20 protein-coding genes and 1 pseudogene are annotated in these 18,767 nt (G+C 41.6%); 12 read left to right on the forward strand and 9 right to left on the reverse strand.

What is annotated here, in order from left to right:
- Nucleotides 1-199: pseudogene (locus tag O9323_RS18335) on the reverse strand (transposase family protein); the annotation flags it as partial.
- Between the two features lie 106 nt (nucleotides 200-305).
- Between O9323_RS18335 and O9323_RS18340 the strand changes: the two are divergent.
- From O9323_RS18340 to O9323_RS18350, 3 genes are all read left to right on the forward strand, one after another.
- A complete protein-coding gene (locus O9323_RS18340) occupies nucleotides 306-569 on the forward strand; it encodes a hypothetical protein (protein ID WP_288125537.1) in 264 nt (87 codons plus the stop codon).
- Between the two features lie 252 nt (nucleotides 570-821).
- Entirely contained in the window at nucleotides 822-2,660 is a 1,839-nt protein-coding gene (locus tag O9323_RS18345) for a GUN4 domain-containing protein (RefSeq protein ID WP_288125538.1), read from the forward strand.
- Between the two features lie 491 nt (nucleotides 2,661-3,151).
- Nucleotides 3,152-3,553, forward strand: a complete 402-nt coding sequence (locus O9323_RS18350; RefSeq protein ID WP_287234060.1) for an endonuclease domain-containing protein — start codon at nucleotides 3,152-3,154, stop codon at nucleotides 3,551-3,553.
- Between the two features lie 252 nt (nucleotides 3,554-3,805).
- Here the strand turns inward: O9323_RS18350 and cobA are convergent, their stop codons facing one another.
- From cobA to cbiT, 3 genes are read right to left on the reverse strand one after another with little or no spacing between them, the layout of a single operon-like run.
- A complete protein-coding gene (gene cobA, locus O9323_RS18355) occupies nucleotides 3,806-5,323 on the reverse strand; it encodes a uroporphyrinogen-III C-methyltransferase (RefSeq protein ID WP_288125539.1) in 1,518 nt (505 codons plus the stop codon).
- A 54-nt stretch (nucleotides 5,324-5,377) separates the two neighbouring features.
- Nucleotides 5,378-6,295 carry a phosphatidate cytidylyltransferase gene (locus tag O9323_RS18360; RefSeq protein WP_016514637.1) on the reverse strand — a complete coding sequence of 306 codons (918 nt, stop codon included), beginning with the start codon at nucleotides 6,293-6,295 and terminating at the stop codon, nucleotides 5,378-5,380.
- Nucleotides 6,296-6,337: 42 nt separating this feature from the next.
- Entirely contained in the window at nucleotides 6,338-6,928 is a 591-nt protein-coding gene (gene cbiT, locus O9323_RS18365; RefSeq protein ID WP_002732225.1) for a precorrin-6Y C5,15-methyltransferase subunit CbiT, read from the reverse strand.
- A 683-nt stretch (nucleotides 6,929-7,611) separates the two neighbouring features.
- On the opposite strand from cbiT, the gene O9323_RS18370 reads away from it, so the two are divergent.
- The 5 genes from O9323_RS18370 (at nucleotide 7,612) to O9323_RS18390 (ending at nucleotide 12,117) form a co-directional block, all read left to right on the forward strand.
- Entirely contained in the window at nucleotides 7,612-8,376 is a 765-nt protein-coding gene (locus O9323_RS18370; protein WP_149107217.1) for a PD-(D/E)XK nuclease family protein, read from the forward strand.
- 97 nt (nucleotides 8,377-8,473) lie between these two features.
- A complete protein-coding gene (locus O9323_RS18375; RefSeq protein WP_002753577.1) occupies nucleotides 8,474-9,163 on the forward strand; it encodes a J domain-containing protein in 690 nt (229 codons plus the stop codon).
- A gap of 250 nt (nucleotides 9,164-9,413) precedes the next feature.
- The gene (locus tag O9323_RS18380) at nucleotides 9,414-10,025 is read left to right on the forward strand and encodes a DUF3611 family protein (RefSeq protein WP_002733490.1); all 612 of its coding nucleotides are present in this window, start codon (nucleotides 9,414-9,416) and stop codon (nucleotides 10,023-10,025) included.
- A gap of 2 nt (nucleotides 10,026-10,027) precedes the next feature.
- On the forward strand, nucleotides 10,028-10,369 hold the full coding sequence (locus tag O9323_RS18385; RefSeq protein ID WP_002753579.1) for a DUF565 domain-containing protein: 342 nt from the start codon (nucleotides 10,028-10,030) through the stop codon (nucleotides 10,367-10,369).
- Between the two features lie 200 nt (nucleotides 10,370-10,569).
- Nucleotides 10,570-12,117 carry a mercuric reductase gene (locus O9323_RS18390; RefSeq protein ID WP_288125540.1) on the forward strand — a complete coding sequence of 516 codons (1,548 nt, stop codon included), beginning with the start codon at nucleotides 10,570-10,572 and terminating at the stop codon, nucleotides 12,115-12,117.
- Nucleotides 12,118-12,280: 163 nt separating this feature from the next.
- Here O9323_RS18390 and O9323_RS18395 read toward each other — a convergent pair whose 3' ends face one another.
- From O9323_RS18395 to O9323_RS18415, 5 genes are all read right to left on the reverse strand, one after another.
- Nucleotides 12,281-12,679: a type II toxin-antitoxin system VapC family toxin gene (locus O9323_RS18395; protein WP_002753596.1), complete on the reverse strand. Its 399-nt coding sequence runs from the start codon at nucleotides 12,677-12,679 to the stop codon at nucleotides 12,281-12,283.
- A complete protein-coding gene (locus tag O9323_RS18400) occupies nucleotides 12,676-12,972 on the reverse strand; it encodes a hypothetical protein (protein WP_002753598.1) in 297 nt (98 codons plus the stop codon). Before O9323_RS18400 ends, O9323_RS18395 begins: the two co-directional genes overlap by 4 nt.
- Nucleotides 12,973-13,159: 187 nt before the next feature.
- Nucleotides 13,160-13,366, reverse strand: a complete 207-nt coding sequence (locus O9323_RS18405; RefSeq protein WP_288125545.1) for a type II toxin-antitoxin system HicA family toxin — start codon at nucleotides 13,364-13,366, stop codon at nucleotides 13,160-13,162.
- Nucleotides 13,363-13,566 (reverse strand): type II toxin-antitoxin system HicB family antitoxin, encoded by a 204-nt coding sequence (locus tag O9323_RS18410; protein WP_002734086.1) that lies wholly within the window; start codon nucleotides 13,564-13,566, stop codon nucleotides 13,363-13,365. Before O9323_RS18410 ends, O9323_RS18405 begins: the two co-directional genes overlap by 4 nt.
- A 143-nt stretch (nucleotides 13,567-13,709) precedes the next feature.
- A complete protein-coding gene (locus tag O9323_RS18415) occupies nucleotides 13,710-14,540 on the reverse strand; it encodes a hypothetical protein (protein ID WP_288125546.1) in 831 nt (276 codons plus the stop codon).
- Nucleotides 14,541-14,735: 195 nt separating this feature from the next.
- Here O9323_RS18415 and O9323_RS18420 point away from each other — a divergent pair, with 195 nt between their 5' ends.
- The 4 genes from O9323_RS18420 to O9323_RS18435 all read left to right on the forward strand — a co-directional run bounded on the left by O9323_RS18420 (nucleotide 14,736) and on the right by O9323_RS18435 (nucleotide 18,704).
- Nucleotides 14,736-16,628: an NACHT domain-containing protein gene (locus tag O9323_RS18420; protein ID WP_288125547.1), complete on the forward strand. Its 1,893-nt coding sequence runs from the start codon at nucleotides 14,736-14,738 to the stop codon at nucleotides 16,626-16,628.
- Between the two features lie 38 nt (nucleotides 16,629-16,666).
- Nucleotides 16,667-17,935 (forward strand): SUMF1/EgtB/PvdO family nonheme iron enzyme, encoded by a 1,269-nt coding sequence (locus tag O9323_RS18425; RefSeq protein ID WP_288125548.1) that lies wholly within the window; start codon nucleotides 16,667-16,669, stop codon nucleotides 17,933-17,935.
- Nucleotides 17,936-18,217: 282 nt separating this feature from the next.
- Nucleotides 18,218-18,517 carry a hypothetical protein gene (locus O9323_RS18430; protein ID WP_287730319.1) on the forward strand — a complete coding sequence of 100 codons (300 nt, stop codon included), beginning with the start codon at nucleotides 18,218-18,220 and terminating at the stop codon, nucleotides 18,515-18,517.
- On the forward strand, nucleotides 18,402-18,704 hold the full coding sequence (locus tag O9323_RS18435; RefSeq protein WP_288125549.1) for a DUF5615 family PIN-like protein: 303 nt from the start codon (nucleotides 18,402-18,404) through the stop codon (nucleotides 18,702-18,704). Before O9323_RS18430 ends, O9323_RS18435 begins: the two co-directional genes overlap by 116 nt.
- Nucleotides 18,705-18,767: the final 63 nt, after the last annotated feature.

The raw sequence follows: 18,767 nt of genomic DNA on the forward strand, positions 1-18,767 counted from the left end.
AGGTGCGATATTCTCGCCAATATTCTAGTGTTATTAGTAGTTGGTCTTCCGTACTCAATTTGCTAGGTCTACCTGTCTTTTTTTGCCAAACTTTTTCTGCCTTTAGGACTGTTACCATATCCTTAAATGTATCTGGATACAGGCCACACAAGCGTTTGAACTCTGTTGGCTTTAAAGTTTTTACTTGTTCGTAAGTCATCTTTCAATCTTAACTCTTGGACTATTTTATCCTATTTTGTCTAGACTTATGCAAGAGATCTAATAGAGTTCTAATATAATTAGAAGAGGTTGATCAAAGGGGGTTTATGGACGATAAAACCACAAAGCCGGAAGAATCCGAATCTGAAGAGAAAAAAGAATCAGATTTTGAACAGGAAAGTAAACAGGCTCAAGTTTGGACGGGAAAAATCACTGCTTTTGTTGCCCATCAACTCCGAACCTCCGCTCCTTCCCTTCCAATTATCGGGGGTAGCATTACAGGCGGCTTAACTTGGCTTAGTCAACATGACACGGTTAAGGCGATTATTGTCGGGGGAGTCACTTTTATCGTCACGGGCTTTTTTACCTAAGGATCAGCCTGGAGTCAAGGGTTTTTAGAAATAGCAAGAACCAAAGGTAAAAATCATGGTAAAGGTTCAGCTTTAAGCTTTTTTGTTTGGCTAGACAAAGGACTGGAAAAAATACGTTGGCAATTAGCTAATCCTGACGGGAAATATTTAATTAAATTACGGGATTCAGATTGTCGTTATGATGATATTGAAGGGATTGAAGATGCAATCTTTGGTTTTTCTACTCCGGAACTGGAAGAAATTTTTATTAATTTGGATCTGAGTCAATTGGAACTGCGCTCAGAAGAAGAATCTAAAGGTACGGGGGATGATATTTGGGATTTATTGCGACGGGCTAAAAAGAGGACAGATTTACGGTTGTTAATTCTGGCTCCTGGTGGCCGAGGAAAAACGACTTTATTGCGTCATTTAGCCTATAACTACGCTCTAAAACAACCGAAACAAAATGCACCTTTTTTAATTCCTGTCTTTTTACGTTTACGGAGATGGCAGGAAGTGATTACCACCACAGAAGGATTGGATTTACCGACCTTAATTGAGCGACATCTTAAACAAGATATTTCTCAAGAATTAGATTTACCTGAGAACTGGGCTAAAAGTCATTTAACCCGTCAGCGAATGTTAGTGATGTTTGATGGTTTTGATGAAGTTAAACCCGAATATGCCGAAAAAGTCAGTCAATGGATTGGCAAACAGTGGCAAGATTTTCGCCAAAACTATTTTATTTTAACTTCTCGTCCGAAAGGCTATCAAGCGTTTCGCTCTGAGCATAAACCTCGGCAAAAGGTGTTTATTAATGAATTTACCGATAAAAATATTCATGATTTTGTCTATAAATGGTATTTCTGGCAAGAGCAGGAAACCAGAGTTAGCAGAAGTTTAAAAGCTAAACAAGAAGCTGCCGACAATAAAGCAAAGGATTTAATTAATCAGTTATTTGCTCTCGATGATTCCGGGGAAAGTTCTACTCTATTAGCCTTGGCGAGAAATCCCTTAAATCTGAATATGATAGTACAGTTACATCGGGCAAACTTTGGCTCGGAACAAAAATTACCTCAGCAACGAGTGGATTTATTTCGCCGAATTTTTGATCTGCAATTGATCACTCGCCCTCAAGCTAGGGGCATTGATATGATTTTAGATAATAATGAGGAAAATCATCGTCAACGGGTATTACAACAATTAGCCCTGAAAATGGGAAATACAACCACGATTGAATATTCGGAATTACTGAGTTCTATACAAAATTTTATTCAGGAATTTGGTTATCCTGAAAGCACTTCGGCTAAGGATTTTGTAGAGCGGTTAATTCATGTGAGTGAGTTAATTTTGAAAAAGGATGAATACTATGAGTTTGCCCATAATCTTTTTCAGTCCTATTTAATTGCTTTGGAGATTAAACGGTTAAAGCAAGAAAATTTACTCAAGGAAAATTGGCAGCAAAATCTCTGGTACGAGGCTTGCATTATGTATGCAACTTTATTGATTAATCCGACTGATTTTATTGTTCATTTTTATAATCAAGATAATCCTAAAGCTCAGGGATTAGCGGAGCGATGTTATCGAGAATTACCTGTTAAAAAACGTCGAGGTTTGGAATTTTTAGAACAAAAACGACAGACTTCTCTCTTTACCCAACTAGAAACCTATCTGAAAAATGGCCAATGGCGCGAAGCCGATGAGGAAACGGCGCGGTTAATGTTGTTAATTGCTAAGAGGGAAGATGAAGGCTGGCTAGATGAAGAAAGCATTAACAACTTTCCCTGTGAAGAGTTACGCACGATTGATAAGCTCTGGGTAGATAATAGCGGCGGCAAATTTGGCTTTTCTGTGCAGAAAAAAGTCTGGCTGGATTGCGGTGGTGTCCCAGGAGAATACGATTATGATGTGTATAAAAAATTCGCTGACGAGGTGGGTTGGCGCAGGGGCGGAGACTGGTTGAGCTATGATGAGCTAACTTTTTTATTAGAGGGTAGTAAGCACGCACACCTACCGTCACCTTGGTGGAGGGTCGTGGGGCGCACACCAGGGGGGGGGGTTGGTCGCCGCGTGTGGTGGAGGGTATCTCTTTTCTCGCGCAGCGACTTGTAACCTGTAATATATCACAGACTTATACATCTTAAACCAGTAAAAAGCCCCCCTTATCAAGGGGGGTTGGGGGGATCAAATTCAACCAATAAAAAGCCCCCCTTATCAAGGGGGGTTGGGGGGATCAAACCTCAAAACTGCCCCCCAAAATTCCCCTGCTAACAGCAAAACTTATCAACAATAACACCTGATTTTTTAATAAAAAAACGCAATCGCTTTAAGTTTCATCCCCCCGCCTACGACTCCTTGATAAGGGATATTATAGCGGTTCTCACCTCTGGGTGGCACAGTTAAACCTTTGCTGATTAAGCTTTTCAACATTAATAATGTACCTCGTGCGAACAGAAAACGCTATATATGCTAAACTTATTAGTTGAAAAATAATCTTTCTTTTTTTAATAAATAAAACTGCAATCACGTTAAGTTTGATCCCCCCAACCCCCCTTGATAAGGGGGGCTAAGTACGGTAACATGACTAACCAGAAAGTAAGCTTATGGAATTAACCAATCATCATCATCTACCCTACAATCCCAAACTCGTAGAACGAGCCAAAGAACTCCGTAAAAATATGACCAAAGCTGAAAGAAAACTTTGGTATGAATACTTAAAAAATTTTCAATATAGAGTTCATCGTCAAAGACCGATTGATCAATTTATTGTTGACTTTTATTGCCCCGAATTAAAATTAGTGATTGAAATTGATGGTGATAGTCATAATAGGGAAGATGCTCAGAACTATGACTTAGAAAGAACCCAAATTTTATCAGGTTATGGATTAACAGTAATCCGCTTTACTAATCAAGAAGTTTTGAGTAATTTTGAGGGAGTTTGTGGAGTAATTGGAAGTTTGATCCCCCCAACCCCCCTTGATAAGGGGGGCTTTGATCCTTCTTGATAAGGGGCTTTGATCCCCCCAACCCCCCTTGATAAGGGGGGCTTTGATCCTTCTTGATAAGGGGCTTTGATCCTTCTTGATAAGGGGCTTTGATCCCCCCAACCCCCCTTGATAAGGGGGGCTTTGATCCTTCTTGATAAGGGGGGCTTTGATCCCCCCAACCCCCCTTGATAAGGGGGGCTTTGATCCTTCTTGATAAGGGGGGCTTTGATTCTCCCAACCCCGGCTGCCGCAAATACGGCGGCGAGGATGTCAGGTCTTACTCCACTCGATTAAAGCGCTAGTCAATCCTTCTAGGGTATATTCTCGCGCCTCGATATCAACACGACCAAATAACTCTTGACAGGTTTTTGAAGTTTGCGGACCGATAGAAGCCAGACAAACTTTTTCTAAGAGGGAATTAACCGATAATTCTGCCGTTTCTTGTCGCAATAACTGATAAAAATTCTGGACGGTTTTGGAACTAGCAAAGGTGACTATATCGACTTTCCCATCTCGAAACGCTTCCCAGATGCCACTATCCATGCGTGCGGGACATCCGGAATCGTAGGCGGCCACTTCCGTCACCTGACCGGCTTTGGCCGTTAATTCCTTAACTAATATCTCTCTCCCTCCCGTTTCCACGCGAGGAAAGAGGAATTTTTGCCCCTTAATCGGGTCGGGAAACTCGTTTACCAAAGCATCAGCGACAAAATCCCCCGGGATAAAATCTGCGTTTAATCCTCGTGAGTGCAAAACTTGGCTGGTTTTTTTACCCACCACGGCGATTTTTACAGTCGCTAAAGCCCTAGCATCTTTTCCCCAAAATGTCAAGCGATCAAAGAAAAAATTAACAGCATTGGCAGAAGTTAAAATCAGCCAATCAAACTCTTTTAACTGAGCGATGGCATCGTCTAAACCTTGCCAACGGTCGGGGGGACGAATCTCTAAAGCGGGCATTTCTAGGACTTCTGCGCCTTGATTTTGCAAAATTTCGCTAAATTGACTCGTTTGCTCGGCGGCACGGGTAATAACAATAGTTTTACCGCCTAGGGGTGGGGGAGAGGACATAATCGCCAGATCCACAACTTGACCAATGACCATAATAGAGGGTGAGAGGGACACCCCGGCGGTTTGAGCGAGAATATTTTCTAAGGTGCCGCGCCAAATTTGTTGATCCTTGCGTCCCGCCTGACGGATAATAGCGATCGAGTCGTGAATATTCCGCCCATTTTGGTATAATTTCTCGATAATTTGCCCTAAAGACTGACCAGCCATCAATAGCACAAGTGTATCAATTTTAGCTAAAGCTGACCAATCGAGAGACTCGGGATCGTGAGCGCTCAAGACCGCAAAACAGCGACTAATATCCTTTTCCGTCAGGGGAATTCCAGCCAATAAAGGAGCGGCTAAAGCGGAGGAAATACCGGTTATCAGTTCAAAATCACAGCCTGCCTGCTTTAGGGCCAACATTTCAGGATATACTCGCCCAAAAACCCCCGGATCACCACTTTTAAGCCGAATAACCCGTTTTCCCTCTTGACAATAATTAACCAGTATCCGATTAATCTGATTCTGCTCGGCCCCGGGTTGTCCCCCCCGTTTGCCAACATCGACTAAAACACAGGTTTTCGGCACTAGGGAGAAGATTTGACTATCCACTAGGGCATCGTACAGCAAAACCTCGGCCGTGGCTAAAATTGCTCGCGCTTGCAGGGTGAGAAAACTACTCTGACCGATTCCCGCACCGAGAAGATAAACTTTACCCCGGGGATGGACGACTGCTGACATAATCGCAAATTTGAGTTTAATCTTTAATCTAGCACTTGGAGAAGATGCAAATTACTAACGCAACAAGGGCAGCAGTAAAGTGACGAAATAATATACTAGGGGAGCGGTGAAGACATAACTATCAGTGCGATCGAGTATACCACCGTGACCGGGGATTAACTGCCCGGAATCCTTGACCCCAGCATCGCGTTTCATCATCGATTCGGTTAAATCGCCCAATAAACTGACAATACCAATTAATAAGCCCAAAAATAAGCCCGTCAGCTGCCAATAGGGCCAATCTAAATACCAAGCACCCAAATCGGCCACCGCTATACTGCCTAAAATGCCAAAAAAGGAACCTTCCACGGTTTTTTTGGGACTAATCAGCGATAAACTGGTTTTCCCTAACCATTTTCCCATGATATAAGCTCCGATATCGGCGGCCCAAATACAACCGAAAGCTAGAAAAGTCACCGTCAAAGCGGCCGGGAATAATTTCGGTTCCATCCACGATTCCGGCCAATATCCCATCAGGGGTAAGTTACTGGCCATAGCCACGGGACCACTTTCGGGAGAAAAACCGACCCGTAAACGAATCCAATAACTGGGTAAGTAACCACCGTAAAACAGACCGAGAATTGAGGTGGAAATGTCGGCAATTGTCGCCATTTTGGGCTGAAAGAGCAGATAAAAACAAATTAACGCTCCGGCCAGGGGAAACATGGCATCGGTGAGGGGGGCTGCCATAGTTGCCGTCAGTAGTAATAATTGGGAAACTACGAGAGTGGTTTTAGCGGCCGGTTCAATGCCTTTAGCGCGAACTAAGCGAAAATACTCTAATTGTCCCAAAAAGACGATAACACCGATGCCGAGGGTGAAATACCAACCCCCAACGATAATAATTCCCAGTGCGAAGGCAATAGCAAAAATAGCGCTGACAATGCGTGGCCAAGGCATGGTTAATCCAGAGAAGTTAGGCGGCATTGTCATAATTATATAGATTAAGAAAACTTTATGGAAGGTTATCCCCAATTAAAGTTTATCGCCGCTCAGGATAAACATGGGATCAACGGCGGCAAAAACTTGGTGAATACCCCTAGTTTCTAGGCGATTTACTGCCGCTTGGACAATCTCGATATTACGGGCCTGTAAATTAGAAAAACCTTCGGAAAATTGATAGAGGGTTTCTAAATTATTGGCCGTAGCCACGATGCGGCCATTGGGTTTCAGGTATTGCCACACTTCTTGCAGGACCGATTTAATCGGTTTGCCGCCCTCGATACAGACGCGATCGGGTGCTAGGGATATATTGGGCAGACAATCGGGTGCGCTGCCTTCAAAAACGGTGACATTTTTTACCCCGAAGCGATCGCAATTACGGCGGATTAAACTGGCCACTTCTTCATCCCTTTCAATGGCAATAATCGGACTATTGGGGCATAATAAGCCAATTTCAACGGGAATAGTGCCGGTTCCTGCTCCTATATCCCAGAAAACCCCCCCATCACCTAACCTCAAAGCGGAAATCATCAATAATCTCACCTCGCGTTTACTCAGGGGAATCCCGGGTAAACGTTCAAACAGTTCATCGGGAATACCGGGGGTTTTATATAACCAAGTCATGGGGGATCAATTATTGAGAAGCTTCACTACCAAGCATTATTATATAAGTTTGTCAAATTTTCTTTATTAAGTAAACAGGGACTTTTATAGGCATAAAACCCTGATCATAGCTCTAAAAAGCTATTGTCTGTCATTAAGCTAAGACGTATTTTAACCCCCGATCCTTAGATTAGGTCAATCTCTCCCAATCCCTTTACTGTTGCAACACTGCCACAGTGCCTCATCTCAACAAGCAATTTAAATAGGCGGGCAGCTGATCTTAATGATGAGATAGGAAGTTTTTGTTTTGGCGGGTCAGTCCTCGGTCGTTAACACCAAATTAGGTTACACTTCATTTTTATGGGAAAGGCTGTCATGATCCTTTTTCTTAAGCATAGATTGTCCTAATCAATTTCTTTTAGTATTGTCTATCAAATGTTACTAAATACTCTGGCTATTCAACCTTCCTAGCATCTGTCAGCTAAAAACCATAGACTAACTCCTGTTTTATCAACGATAACTCTAAGTAGCTAGTTATAATTAAATTAAAAATGGATTTTAGGTTCGATCCCCCCTGCCCCCCTTGATAAGGGGGGTGCCGATAGGCGGGGGGATCTACCTTTGATAATGGGGGTGCCGATCCCCCCTTAATCCCCCCTTAATAAGGGGGGCATCTGAAAGTTTTTAATACCTATCTAGTTATCATGTCTAATATCTATCGTCTTGCCCAGGGCCATTTAAACCTATTGGAAACTTGTCCACCGAGATTTCAAAAAGTCTATCTAGAGCAACTTAACACACCGGCTGACCCCGGGCAATTGGAGAGGCAAGAATGGGGCAGTCAGTTTCACCTATTATTACAGCAGCGGGAATTAGGGCTACCGATCATGTCCCTATTACGCGAAAATGAACAGTTAGAACATTGTTTAACAGCCCTATTAAAGGCCGCCCCGGCAATTGCCCAAAATCCGGGAGAAGCTAATCGAGAAGCGGAACATTGTCGCAGTTTAACTGTGGGTAATTATTTATTAACGGTTATCTATGATTTAATTTTACTAGAGAGCGATCGAGCGGTAATTTTTGACTGGAAAACCTACTTAAAACCTATCGATGCCGACAAACTAGCCAAAAATTGGCAGACGAGACTTTATCTGTATGTGTTGGCAGAAACTTCTGCTTATCCTCCTGATAGTTTATCGATGACCTATTGGTTTGTGCAGTTACCCCGCAACCCCGAACAAATTACTTTTAACTATAATCGCAAACTACACCAACGGACAGGACGGGATTTACGCCGTTTATTGAAGGATCTCGATCGCTATCTATTAGCATACCAAAATGATTTAGTCGATTTTCCCCATCGTCCCGATTGTCAGCTTCATTGTCCCTATTATCTTACACAAGAGCGATCGGGCCAAATAGACTTACCCTCGATCGAGGATATCCCTGAAATCAATCCTTTTGTCTAAATCACTGATAACTGATCACTGATAACTGACAATTCCCCTTCTCTGCCGCGTTAACCATGATCGATAATAACAAAAGACAGATCGATCGCTTGCGCTCATGACCGGCAACCACTACCAAACCTTAGAAATCAGCTATAAATCGACCCCTGACGAGATTAAACGGGCCTATCGGCGTTTAGCCAGACAATTCCATCCCGATAGTCAAAACGATAGTGCCAGTCACGATAAAATCGTCGCTATTAACGCCGCCTACGAGATCCTAAGCGATCCGAGACTAAGAAAGGACTACGATAACCAACTAATCGCCAATTCTCCCGAAAAACGCGCCCAACGCACCGCCACCGCCCAGGCAAATTACCATCGTTACAAAGAAGCAGTCCAGGAAGACGAAGCCCTGGTCAAACAGTGGTATAACCAGACCTATAGCCCGATTAATCGCCTGATCGGTCAAATTATCCGACCCCTAAAAGGTCAGATCAATCACCTATCCGCCGATCCCTTCGATGATCAGTTGATGGCTGTTTTTCAAGACTATCTAGAAACCTGTCGCCAAAATCTCGATCGAGCCAAAACCCTCTTTTCCCAACGGCCCAACCCTGCCAAAATGGCCAAAGTGGCCGCTTCTCTTTACTACTGTCTCAATCATCTCACTGACGGACTAGAAGAATTAGAAACCTTTACCCTTAACTACGACGATCGCTCTCTCCACACCGGTCAAGAAATGTTTCGTATGGCCCAGCGTTTACAGGTAGAAGCTAAACAGATAGCCAGTCAGTGCCAAAATTAGACCTCTTGTAAAAATCAAAAATTGTTGTTAGGGTGAGGAGTCAGTAGCCAGTAGTCAGGAGAATTAAGAATGAATAACAATCAATTAAATGGTCTATTTACATATTTTAGGCAATTTAATCATTATTTTTGCCGTATTTGAACCCTGAAAAATTAATTATGCCAGAGCTTGATTAAATCTCTAGCCATGGACAAAAAAAAAGACGAAAATAGATCAGGACCAGATTTACCCAATCCCTAGCTTAACCCCGATGAGAGACAAACAATCAGAAATTACCAATATATCCACCCCTAGAGATTCTGATCTTTATTCCTTGCCTCCAGCCGTCCAACGGGCTGCTAATATCCTTTTACGTCAGGGAAGAATCGGTTTTTGGACGCAGATTGTCCTAGGCGTAATTTCAGGGGTTTTATTGCTCATTGCTACCGCTAGTTTATTAGGGACGAGACAACGCACTTCCGGTATTGAAATCGGTGTTTTATGTGCCATTGGTGGGGCTTGTTTCTTGGTAGTTGCCATTTTCTTTTCCTCTCGTTACATGAAAATTGCCCGTCAAATGTTGGGGGGTGATCAAGATAGTCGCCCGAAAAAATCCGATACTATTCAATTAATCCGTCAGGGTTTAATCGCTAATATTATCGGGATGTTTTTAACAATTTTGGGAGCGCAAGCCTTGGCGGGAATCGTCTTAATTAAATCCCTCAATGTTCCTCAAGGCACTTTTAATGTTGCCTCTAACCCCAGTCAATTTGTTAATTCTGTTGACCTGTTAATTGTGCAGGCTAATACTAATACAATTCTCGCGCACTTTACTGGTATTGTTACCTCTTTGTGGCTTCTTAATCGTATTACTTCTAAATAAATATGACCATGCAACGCACCCGTTTAAGTACGCTGGCTAATGTCACCAGCAGTCGATTTAATAGCTTTTTTGGTAATCCTTGGCGGCGGATTTCCCTCCAGATAATTTGTGTTTTATTTGGAGTTTTTTCTGGGCAAGCAATTGTCACTACTGCTGGCCAAACTGCTCAATGGGATGTCACCGCTGCCGGTTTATTACTGCTGTTTACGGAGGCGACTAGCCGGATTGTTTATCGAAAAAGTTCCCAGGCTAAACCAGCACCGATTCTGCGAGAATCTTTCAATTTACTAAAAATTGGTATCACCTATAGTTTATTTCTAGAAGCCTTTAAAATTGGCTCTTAAATCCCCAATTGAAAAATAAAACGCACGACTCCTTAAGAGTTGACAGAGAAAGGCTCATCAGGTTTTGTCGGATTAATACAACAACAACTAACATAGAACCAAGAAACTTACTCTACCAACTTGGTCAAGAGGGAAATTTATTGACTATAAACTACAAAATAAAGGCGGTAACTGCGCCTAGGGAGTCGAGGTAGTTCACTATGTTTCAAAATAGCTCCAGTGAAGTTAGTATTCTCCCCATGGACGAACATAATCAAAAATTAGTTAATTATGTTCATCCTGCCGATTGGCTCAATCCCCAACCCCAAGATTGTTATGATTTAGTCGTCATTGGTGGGGGTACTGCGGGTTTAGTCGTAGCGGCGGGGGCGGCGGGTTTAGATATAGGTTTAAAAGTGGCTTTAGTGGAAAAACACTTAATGGGGGGAGATTGCCTCAATTTCGGTTGTATTCCTTCTAAATGTCTGATTCGTTCCTCTAGAATTATCGGGGAAATTGAGAAAGCCAAAAAATTAGGAATTGATATTGGGGATACTAGGGTAGATTTTGCCAGAGTCATGACCAGAATGCGGCAAATTCGCGCCGATATTAGTCATCATGATTCGGTGCAACGTTTCCAAAAACTAGGTATCGATGTCTTCTTGGGTAGCGCTCGTTTTTTAGGACAAAATGCCGTGGAAGTGGCAGGAAAAACCCTCGCTTATAAAAAAGCCGTCATTGCCACTGGTGCTGGGGCTTTTCATCCCGATATCCCCGGACTAAAAGAAGCGGGATTTTATACCAATGAAACAATTTTTTCCCTCACAGAATTACCTCCCCGATTAGCTGTTATCGGTGGCGGGCCGATTGGTTGTGAATTAGCCCAAGCTTTTCAACGGTTAGGCGCACAGGTGATTTTATTTCATAATTATTCCCATCTTTTGAATAAAGAAGACCCAGAAGCAGCCGAAATTATTGAGAATACTTTCCTGCGGGAAGGAATGCAATTAATTCTCTCTTGCCAAATTGAACGGGTGACAAAAAATGAGCGGGGTAAAACGATTGAATATACTAGCAACGGCCAGGGAGCAACTATCACCGTTGATGAGATTTTAGTCGCTGCCGGCCGGGAGCCTAATGTGTCAGGATTAAATTTAGAAGCGGTGGCCGTGGAATACGATACTCGTCGGGGAGTCAAAGTTAATGATTATCTGCAAACTACTAACCCGAAAATTTATGCGGCCGGTGATATCTGTATGGATTGGAAATTTACCCATGCTGCCGATGCATCCGCCCGTATTGTGATTAAAAATACTCTCTTTTCTCCCTTCGGTTTCGGACGCGATAAGCTCAGTAATTTAGTTATGCCTTGGGTCACTTATACCGACCCAGAAATTGCTCGTGTGGGTATGGATGAAACCCAAGCACAGACCCGGGGATTGGTCACTAATACTATTAAAATTCCTTTGAGTATAGTCGATCGAGCTATCGCTGATGGCGAAACAGCAGGTTTTTTAAAAATTATTCACAAACAAGGTTCCGACCAAATTTTAGGAGCCACTATCGTCGCCTCCCACGCCGGTGAGATGATTTCTGAAATTACCACCGCTATGGTTGCCAAAATCGGATTGAGTAAACTCTCTACTGTTATTCATCCCTATCCCACCCAAGCGGAAGCGATTAAAAAGGCCGCCGATGCCTATCGTCGAACTCTCTTGACTCCTAATAGTCAAAAACTCTTGGAATTGTTGAGTAAATTATCCCGTTAAAATCAATGATTGCCACCGGAGAACTGCGGCAGAACTTTGAACAATTCTGGCGGGAAGCAGCCGCACAGTTGGGAAACGCCCAATCCCTCACCGAACGGAGGCCGGGGAAATGGCAGGAGTACCAGTTGGAGAAATACCAACCCCTGACGCAGCTCTGCCCTTTTTAGAATACAAGTAAACGGTGAAAACCTTCTTGCTCAAAATGGCGATCGGTGGTTAATGCTTCATTAATATTGAACTGACGCATCAATAAAAAGCTAACTGCATCACATAAGGAATAAGTCTTATCTTGCCGTGCCATCAATAGTTTGACAGCAGCACGATGTAAAGGCTCATCTATCCAAACTGTCTCGATATCTGGATTTTCTAGCAAATCGGTGATAAATTCTAGGGTAGCTAAACGCGGGTAACGCCGAACTTGAGCTAGAGCAACTAACTCTGCTAAAACGTAACTGTGGGTGATGCTTTTACCTGCACTATCTAACAATTGGACAGCTTCTTCATGTCCTGGTTGATCACGATAGACATAGCAAAGTAACCCAGAAGTATCGAGGAGTATCACCGATTTGATGTCTCCTCATGAGTATCTCCATACTCTCTCCCTAAGTCAGCATCAATGCTTTCATTATCTGCTCCTGTCGGATAGCCGCTAATTGAGCCAGCGTGCGCTCGAAAGCGTTGACGTGCTGCTTCTTTTTCCGCTTCCGTGCGTTGGTCTTTAGCTTTTGTTAAGCGATACTGTCGCTCTAGGGAAGTTGTTACTAATTCTGACAGGTCGATACCTAATATTTTAGCTTGCTGTTGCAAGGCGGCATAGACTTCATCGCTCAATTCTAGGGTTAAGACTTGACTCATTTGGCTGTACCTTCATTGTGGCTATTGATTAGATTAATTTCTTTTTTAACTCTTTGACCATTATAACCTCGGACATCAGCTTGTCTCTTCACAGTAGCACTGTAGGGTGGGTTAGTGACAGCGTAACCCACCGCATATTAGGAAATTGATGGTGCGTTACATTAACATTAACGCACCCTACGAAAGCTTATAAGTCATCTTCCGATAATCGAGCTATTTTCATAATTGATTTTAAAGTTCCAATTTTTAAGTCCTGATTGCGGTGTACAGGAATAGATAGAATTTTATCTTGATCCTCCTTTTCATAAATATGGTGACTACTGGTAATTTTTTTGAGTATCCAACCTTTTTTTTCGACAATTTTACAGAGTTTTTTCCTTGATATTGATTTCATACAGCAATTTCAATCACTTCTGACCTAGATTCAGGTTGTTTGCTTTCATTGGCAACTTCTAACCAGCCTTGTATGGCATCTTGGAGGTTATCGACAACTTCGTCCATACTATCTCCTTCTGTTATACAACCGGGCAGAGCGGGAACTTCAGCCCAGTAACCGCCTTCTTCGGCTGGATGAATAATAGCTTTGATTTTCATCAGGTTCAGAATTTTTGAAAACTTATCTCTTATTTTAATATCAATATGGAAGTTGGGTTGACGCAAGGAAACCCAACCTACAGGCTGACTGTTACAGATTACGGCTTCGATGGTATCGGCTAAGTAGTGCGTTTTCAGCCTTGTCAGGAAAACAGGGCTGGAAATTTTCGATTCAATACAGGTATCACTTGTCCTGTACTCAGCCAATATAAGGGTTCAATCAGGTTATAGGGTTGCCATTTCTCCGAATCTCTGAGAACTGACAGGAACTCCCCGTGAATGATGCGGTTTGCCCGATTAGGACGCGGATCATTTTCTCCTAGCACTCCAAATGAAGAAATAGCGAAAAATTTTAAATTTTCTTTTGGTATTCTTCTCCTTAATATATCTGTGGTTCTTGGTAAATGAATTTCAAATAAATCAGACTCAGGATTAAGTCTTCCTGGCCAAAGCTCTATTCTTTCACATTTACTCATTGCTACTGCTAAGCGAAAGTTTTTCATTCTTTTATATTCGTCGATTAGTTTAGTTAGATTCTCCACAATACGACTATATTGTCTATCACATTCTTCTCGCTGCCATGCTGGCAACAAAATCAGACATCCTACTACATCAGGACTTAAATATTCTTGCCAAAATTCTCTGTACCAACGGTGCAGGTGCATACTAGGTTCATCAATCTCTCCTGGATAATCTTTAAAAACTAGATCTAGCTCGGTTTTAGAAAATCTTCTTTTTATTTTTATGCCGAAACAAACCTCTATTGGGATGACTGTTGGTGAAAATTCCCCCTCTAAAAGAATATTTTTCGCTTGATATTGAAGTCTAAGCGCACCATCATCACGAGGGTGAATCTCATAATCTCTCTTTTCTTGCAGAACATCCTTCAGCTTTGGCCAATAAGATAATCCAGCTAAATAAGTCGTTTTTCCAGATGCTCTAGGTCCGATAATTACAATATTGTTGCTACCCATATCAAGAAAATTGCTGAATATCTGCTACTGTAACTTAAACAAAAAACAAATCGATAAAAGTCTCAACCCCAAGTAGGGATTGGGATTTACTTCGAGAAACCCAAAATCGCTGAAACCTAGATATATCAAGGAAACTAGCAGATCAAGGTTAACGTATTGTCCCGTAAGGGTTTGAGCCTTTCCGTCTGACCGAAAATGCCTAAGTCCCACTACTTGGATTCATTTTACAGAAGATCGCATAAAATAGGAAGAAAAGCCTTTTCAGCGATGCCACCGATGCAGAAACTTACACAGCGTTTAGTTCAGTGGATACCTTTTGGTACAGCCTCCCTATGGACGCTGGATTCTGTTAAACAAGGATTGACGCAGGGAGAGTGGACACAAACTCTGATTCCAACCTTCGTAACGGCGTGTTCGTCTCTCTGGGTTAAGTTTAGTGGCAAGTTTATGGAAACCCTAGAGGAAGAAGCAGAAAGACGAGGGGAAACGAGTGCTCAAACGTTGATTAGGACAATTAATAATATACCATCTAACTTGATACAACTGCGGTCAAAACGAAACTTCCTTAACAAATATTACCAGCAACTCATCTACATCTGTCGGGACTATCTTACCCAGGGATTGGATAAAGACCGCATCTTGAAGTTGGAAAAGGTATTTGTCCCACTCAAGATGGCGACCAAAGAGGCAGTACAGGTCGATCCCAAAATGATTCAGGCGGTAGATAGAAGCGCCAAGAACCCCAAAGAAAAGCAAATTTGGGACTTTTTAGCAGCCATGCAAAATGAAGCAGCTTTCCGTCCCATAGTTATTTTAGGCGCACCGGGGTCAGGGAAGACGACTTTACTCAGGCACATTGCCCTAACTTATGCTACCCAATCTCAACGCAAGATTCACCCGCAAGCACCAAAACTGATTCCCGTGTTGCTGTATCTTAGAGAGGTGAGTCAGGAAATTGAGTTGAGTCAGGAAATTGCCGCTCATAAATTGACTTTACCAGAGTTAATTACCCAACAAATTAAAGGACAACGTAAGATTGATCCCCTCAACCCACCGTTACATTGGTTTGCGGATAAATTACGTCAAAAACAATGTTTGGTACTGTTAGATGGATTGGATGAAGTTGCAGATGAAACTCAGCGCCAGAAAGTTAAAAATTGGGTAGATGAACAGATTCAAACATATCCTGATACGCTTTTTTTGCTAACCTCTAGACCTTACGGTTATAGAAGTGCGCCGCTACAAGAAAGTGTAACTGTGCTAGAGGTAAAACCGTTCAACCTTAAACAAATGCAGCAGTTTGTTAATAACTGGTATTTACAGACAGAAATTATTAGTCGTGCGGGGGAAGAAGATTTAGGGGTGCGTGAAGAGGCGAGAGAACAAGCTGAGGATTTAATTGCGCGTATCCTCAATAGTAAGCCTTTAGCAGATATGGCAGTAAATCCTTTACTACTAACCATGATTGCCACTGTACACCGGAGGGGAAGTGCTTTACCCGGTAAGAGAGTAGAACTATACAAAGAAATTTGTCAAGTATTATTAGAAAAGCGACACCGTGCTAAAAAACTTGCTATTCCCTTAATAGCCACACAAAAGCAAGCTGTATTACAAGTGTTGGCGTTGATGTTAATGCAGAATAACACCAGGGAGTTTAAATTATCAGAAAAAGCACCGTTGATTCAAGCTAAATTAAGAGAAGTAGCGAGTAGTGAAATTACAGCAGAGGAGTTTATTAAGCAGGTGAGAGATGTCTGTGGTTTGTTGGTGGAGAAAGAGAATGATGTCTATGAATTCGCTCATTTGAGTTTTCAAGAATATTTAGCAGCAGTTGAAATCAAAGAAACTCAGCAAGAGAAGCTATTACTTGACAATATTAATCACTCTTGGTGGCACGAAACTATTCGTCTTTATGCGGCTCAAAGTAATGCCACTAATATAATTAGTGCTATATTGAACATGGAAGAACCGACTGTTGACACAATGGCACTTGCTTATGAATGTCGAGATGAAGGCTTAAGTGTTGATGAATATGTCAAAAATAAATTAGATGCTAAATTAGAAGAGGATTTAGAAAGTCATCCATGAGTTATAAATTATGAATTGTAAATTATCAAATTTGAATTATGAAAGACACATTTAAACAAGCAGCTAATGTTCTCTTAAAAAGGAGGCTAAATAATTTGTTGCGTATTGATAATAATCTATTCATTGATAAGAGTTATATTATTTGTGCCGAATATCAGTTGTTTATTGATGAGAAGAGAGAATTAGGTGAAAGTTATCAACCCGAACACTGGAAAGGTTATAGATTTCCACCTGGATATGCTCAAAAGCCAATTACTGGAATAAGAGCAAGTGATGCAGAAAAATTTTGTGAATGGCTGACCCAAAAACAGTCGGAATTAGGATTTAGATACAGAATACCTACATTAACTGAAATAGAAGAACATCCAGCCCCAGAAAAGCAAATAGGATGTTGGGTAAAAGATGGAGAAAAAAAGAGAATTTATGGCATAGAAAAAGTTGAATGGCAACAATGGCAAATGAATTTGTTTGACTTGATCATTTCTACAAAGAATCCTCTAAAGAAGCTGGATATCATTTCTACAAAGAATCCTCTAAAGAAGCTGGATATCATTTCCATTTCCCTGGAAAAACTCGTTCTTGATCTAATGTTTAACTTGATCGTTTCTACAAAGAATCCTCTAAAGAAGCTGGATATCATTTCCCTAAAAAATCTTTCTCTTGATCTAACAGTTGATCTTAATTCTGTTCTTAATAACGTCCTTAATCCTAAGTTTAATTCTGACCTTAACCCCAAGCTTACTTCTGAATTAAACAGTGCTTTTAATCTCAGACTTAATCAAGTTATTAAAAACAATCTTGGTTATATTCTCGACTGTCTAATCGACAACGTTAATGACCGTAATCTTGATAGCATTCTTGAATATTTGCTTACCTCTGACCTTAATTGTAATTTATATCAGACTCTCTACTCTGTCCTTAACTCTAACCCCAATCGCATTGCTGATCGTGACCTATATAGTATTGTCTATAACTTACTTAACCCCGATCTTAATATTATTCTCGAATACGAACTTAACCATAAAGGCAATTGCGTTGTTGATTTATTTCGGTTTTATTCACTATTAGTATTTCTTATACTTTATTTATTATCAAATATTTATGATGCAGCCCTCAAAAATAATCAGGCTCTACGAGATGTAAAACTAACTGATACTAAATGTCAAAAATTGAGTAATCTTTATGCTGCCAAAAGCTATGAAGCTTTTAATCTTTATGCTTTCTTAAGATTGATAACTGAACGACAAACAGGACAAATGCCAGCTTGGGAAGGAATTCGGATTGTGAGGGAGAGAGTATCGCTTTGACAATCTAGTGCCAACAGACAATCCAAAATCCAAAATCCAAAATAAATATCACTTACCTGACCCGACTAGATCGGTTTGGGACTTTAGAATCGGGTTTTTTTAGTCAAGATAAGCAGTCTTGTAGCGTGGGTTAAGCGATGGCCAACCCCAACCCCAAAAGTACTGAGGACGATCGTCAAACACTATATCCCAACTAGCGATTCACAGGGGAAGGAGTCTCAGGTGGTTTCCCCTGTTTTAAGCTGATAAACTAGGGATACCAGCTTTCATCAAGGCATCAGCATGACTACCAACGTAGCGAAAACTCAGTGGCAGTATTTAGAGAAACGTCCTCATTCCTGGCGACAACAGCTTTGTTTTAAAGGCAGGAGGCTGAAAGCTTTTGATGTCTGGTCAGATATGATTGTCAATGACATGACTCCTCAAGAAGCAGCCCTTAATTGGGAGTTACCCCTGGCTGCCATCTATGAAGCAATTGACTATTGCGAGACGAATCAGCAGCTACTCAAGCAAGAAGCAGAAGAAGAACGCCACCGTCTGGAAGCAAAGGGGATTAGTGTTGAGCCTAAGATTATTGCTTGATGAGGACTCGCAAGCCCAACTTCTGGTTAAGTTACTTACGGCTGCCGGTCATGACGTACTGACGATCAATGAAATTGGTTTGGCTGGATGCACAGATAATGTCGTACTTGAGGGACTTCCAGAGAATAAAATACCCAACAAAAAAATAGAAAAGTGTTTTTTTGAAAAAGTAATTATTTTTGTCTAGGAAAACAAAGAGTCTCCCATTACAACCTATTTTTCCGAAAAAAAAATAGCAGCATAAACTTTT

Origin of the sequence: Microcystis sp. LE19-131.1A (genome assembly GCF_027532015.1) — a bacterium.
GTDB classification, from domain to species: Bacteria; Cyanobacteriota; Cyanobacteriia; order Cyanobacteriales; family Microcystaceae; genus Microcystis; species Microcystis ichthyoblabe_A.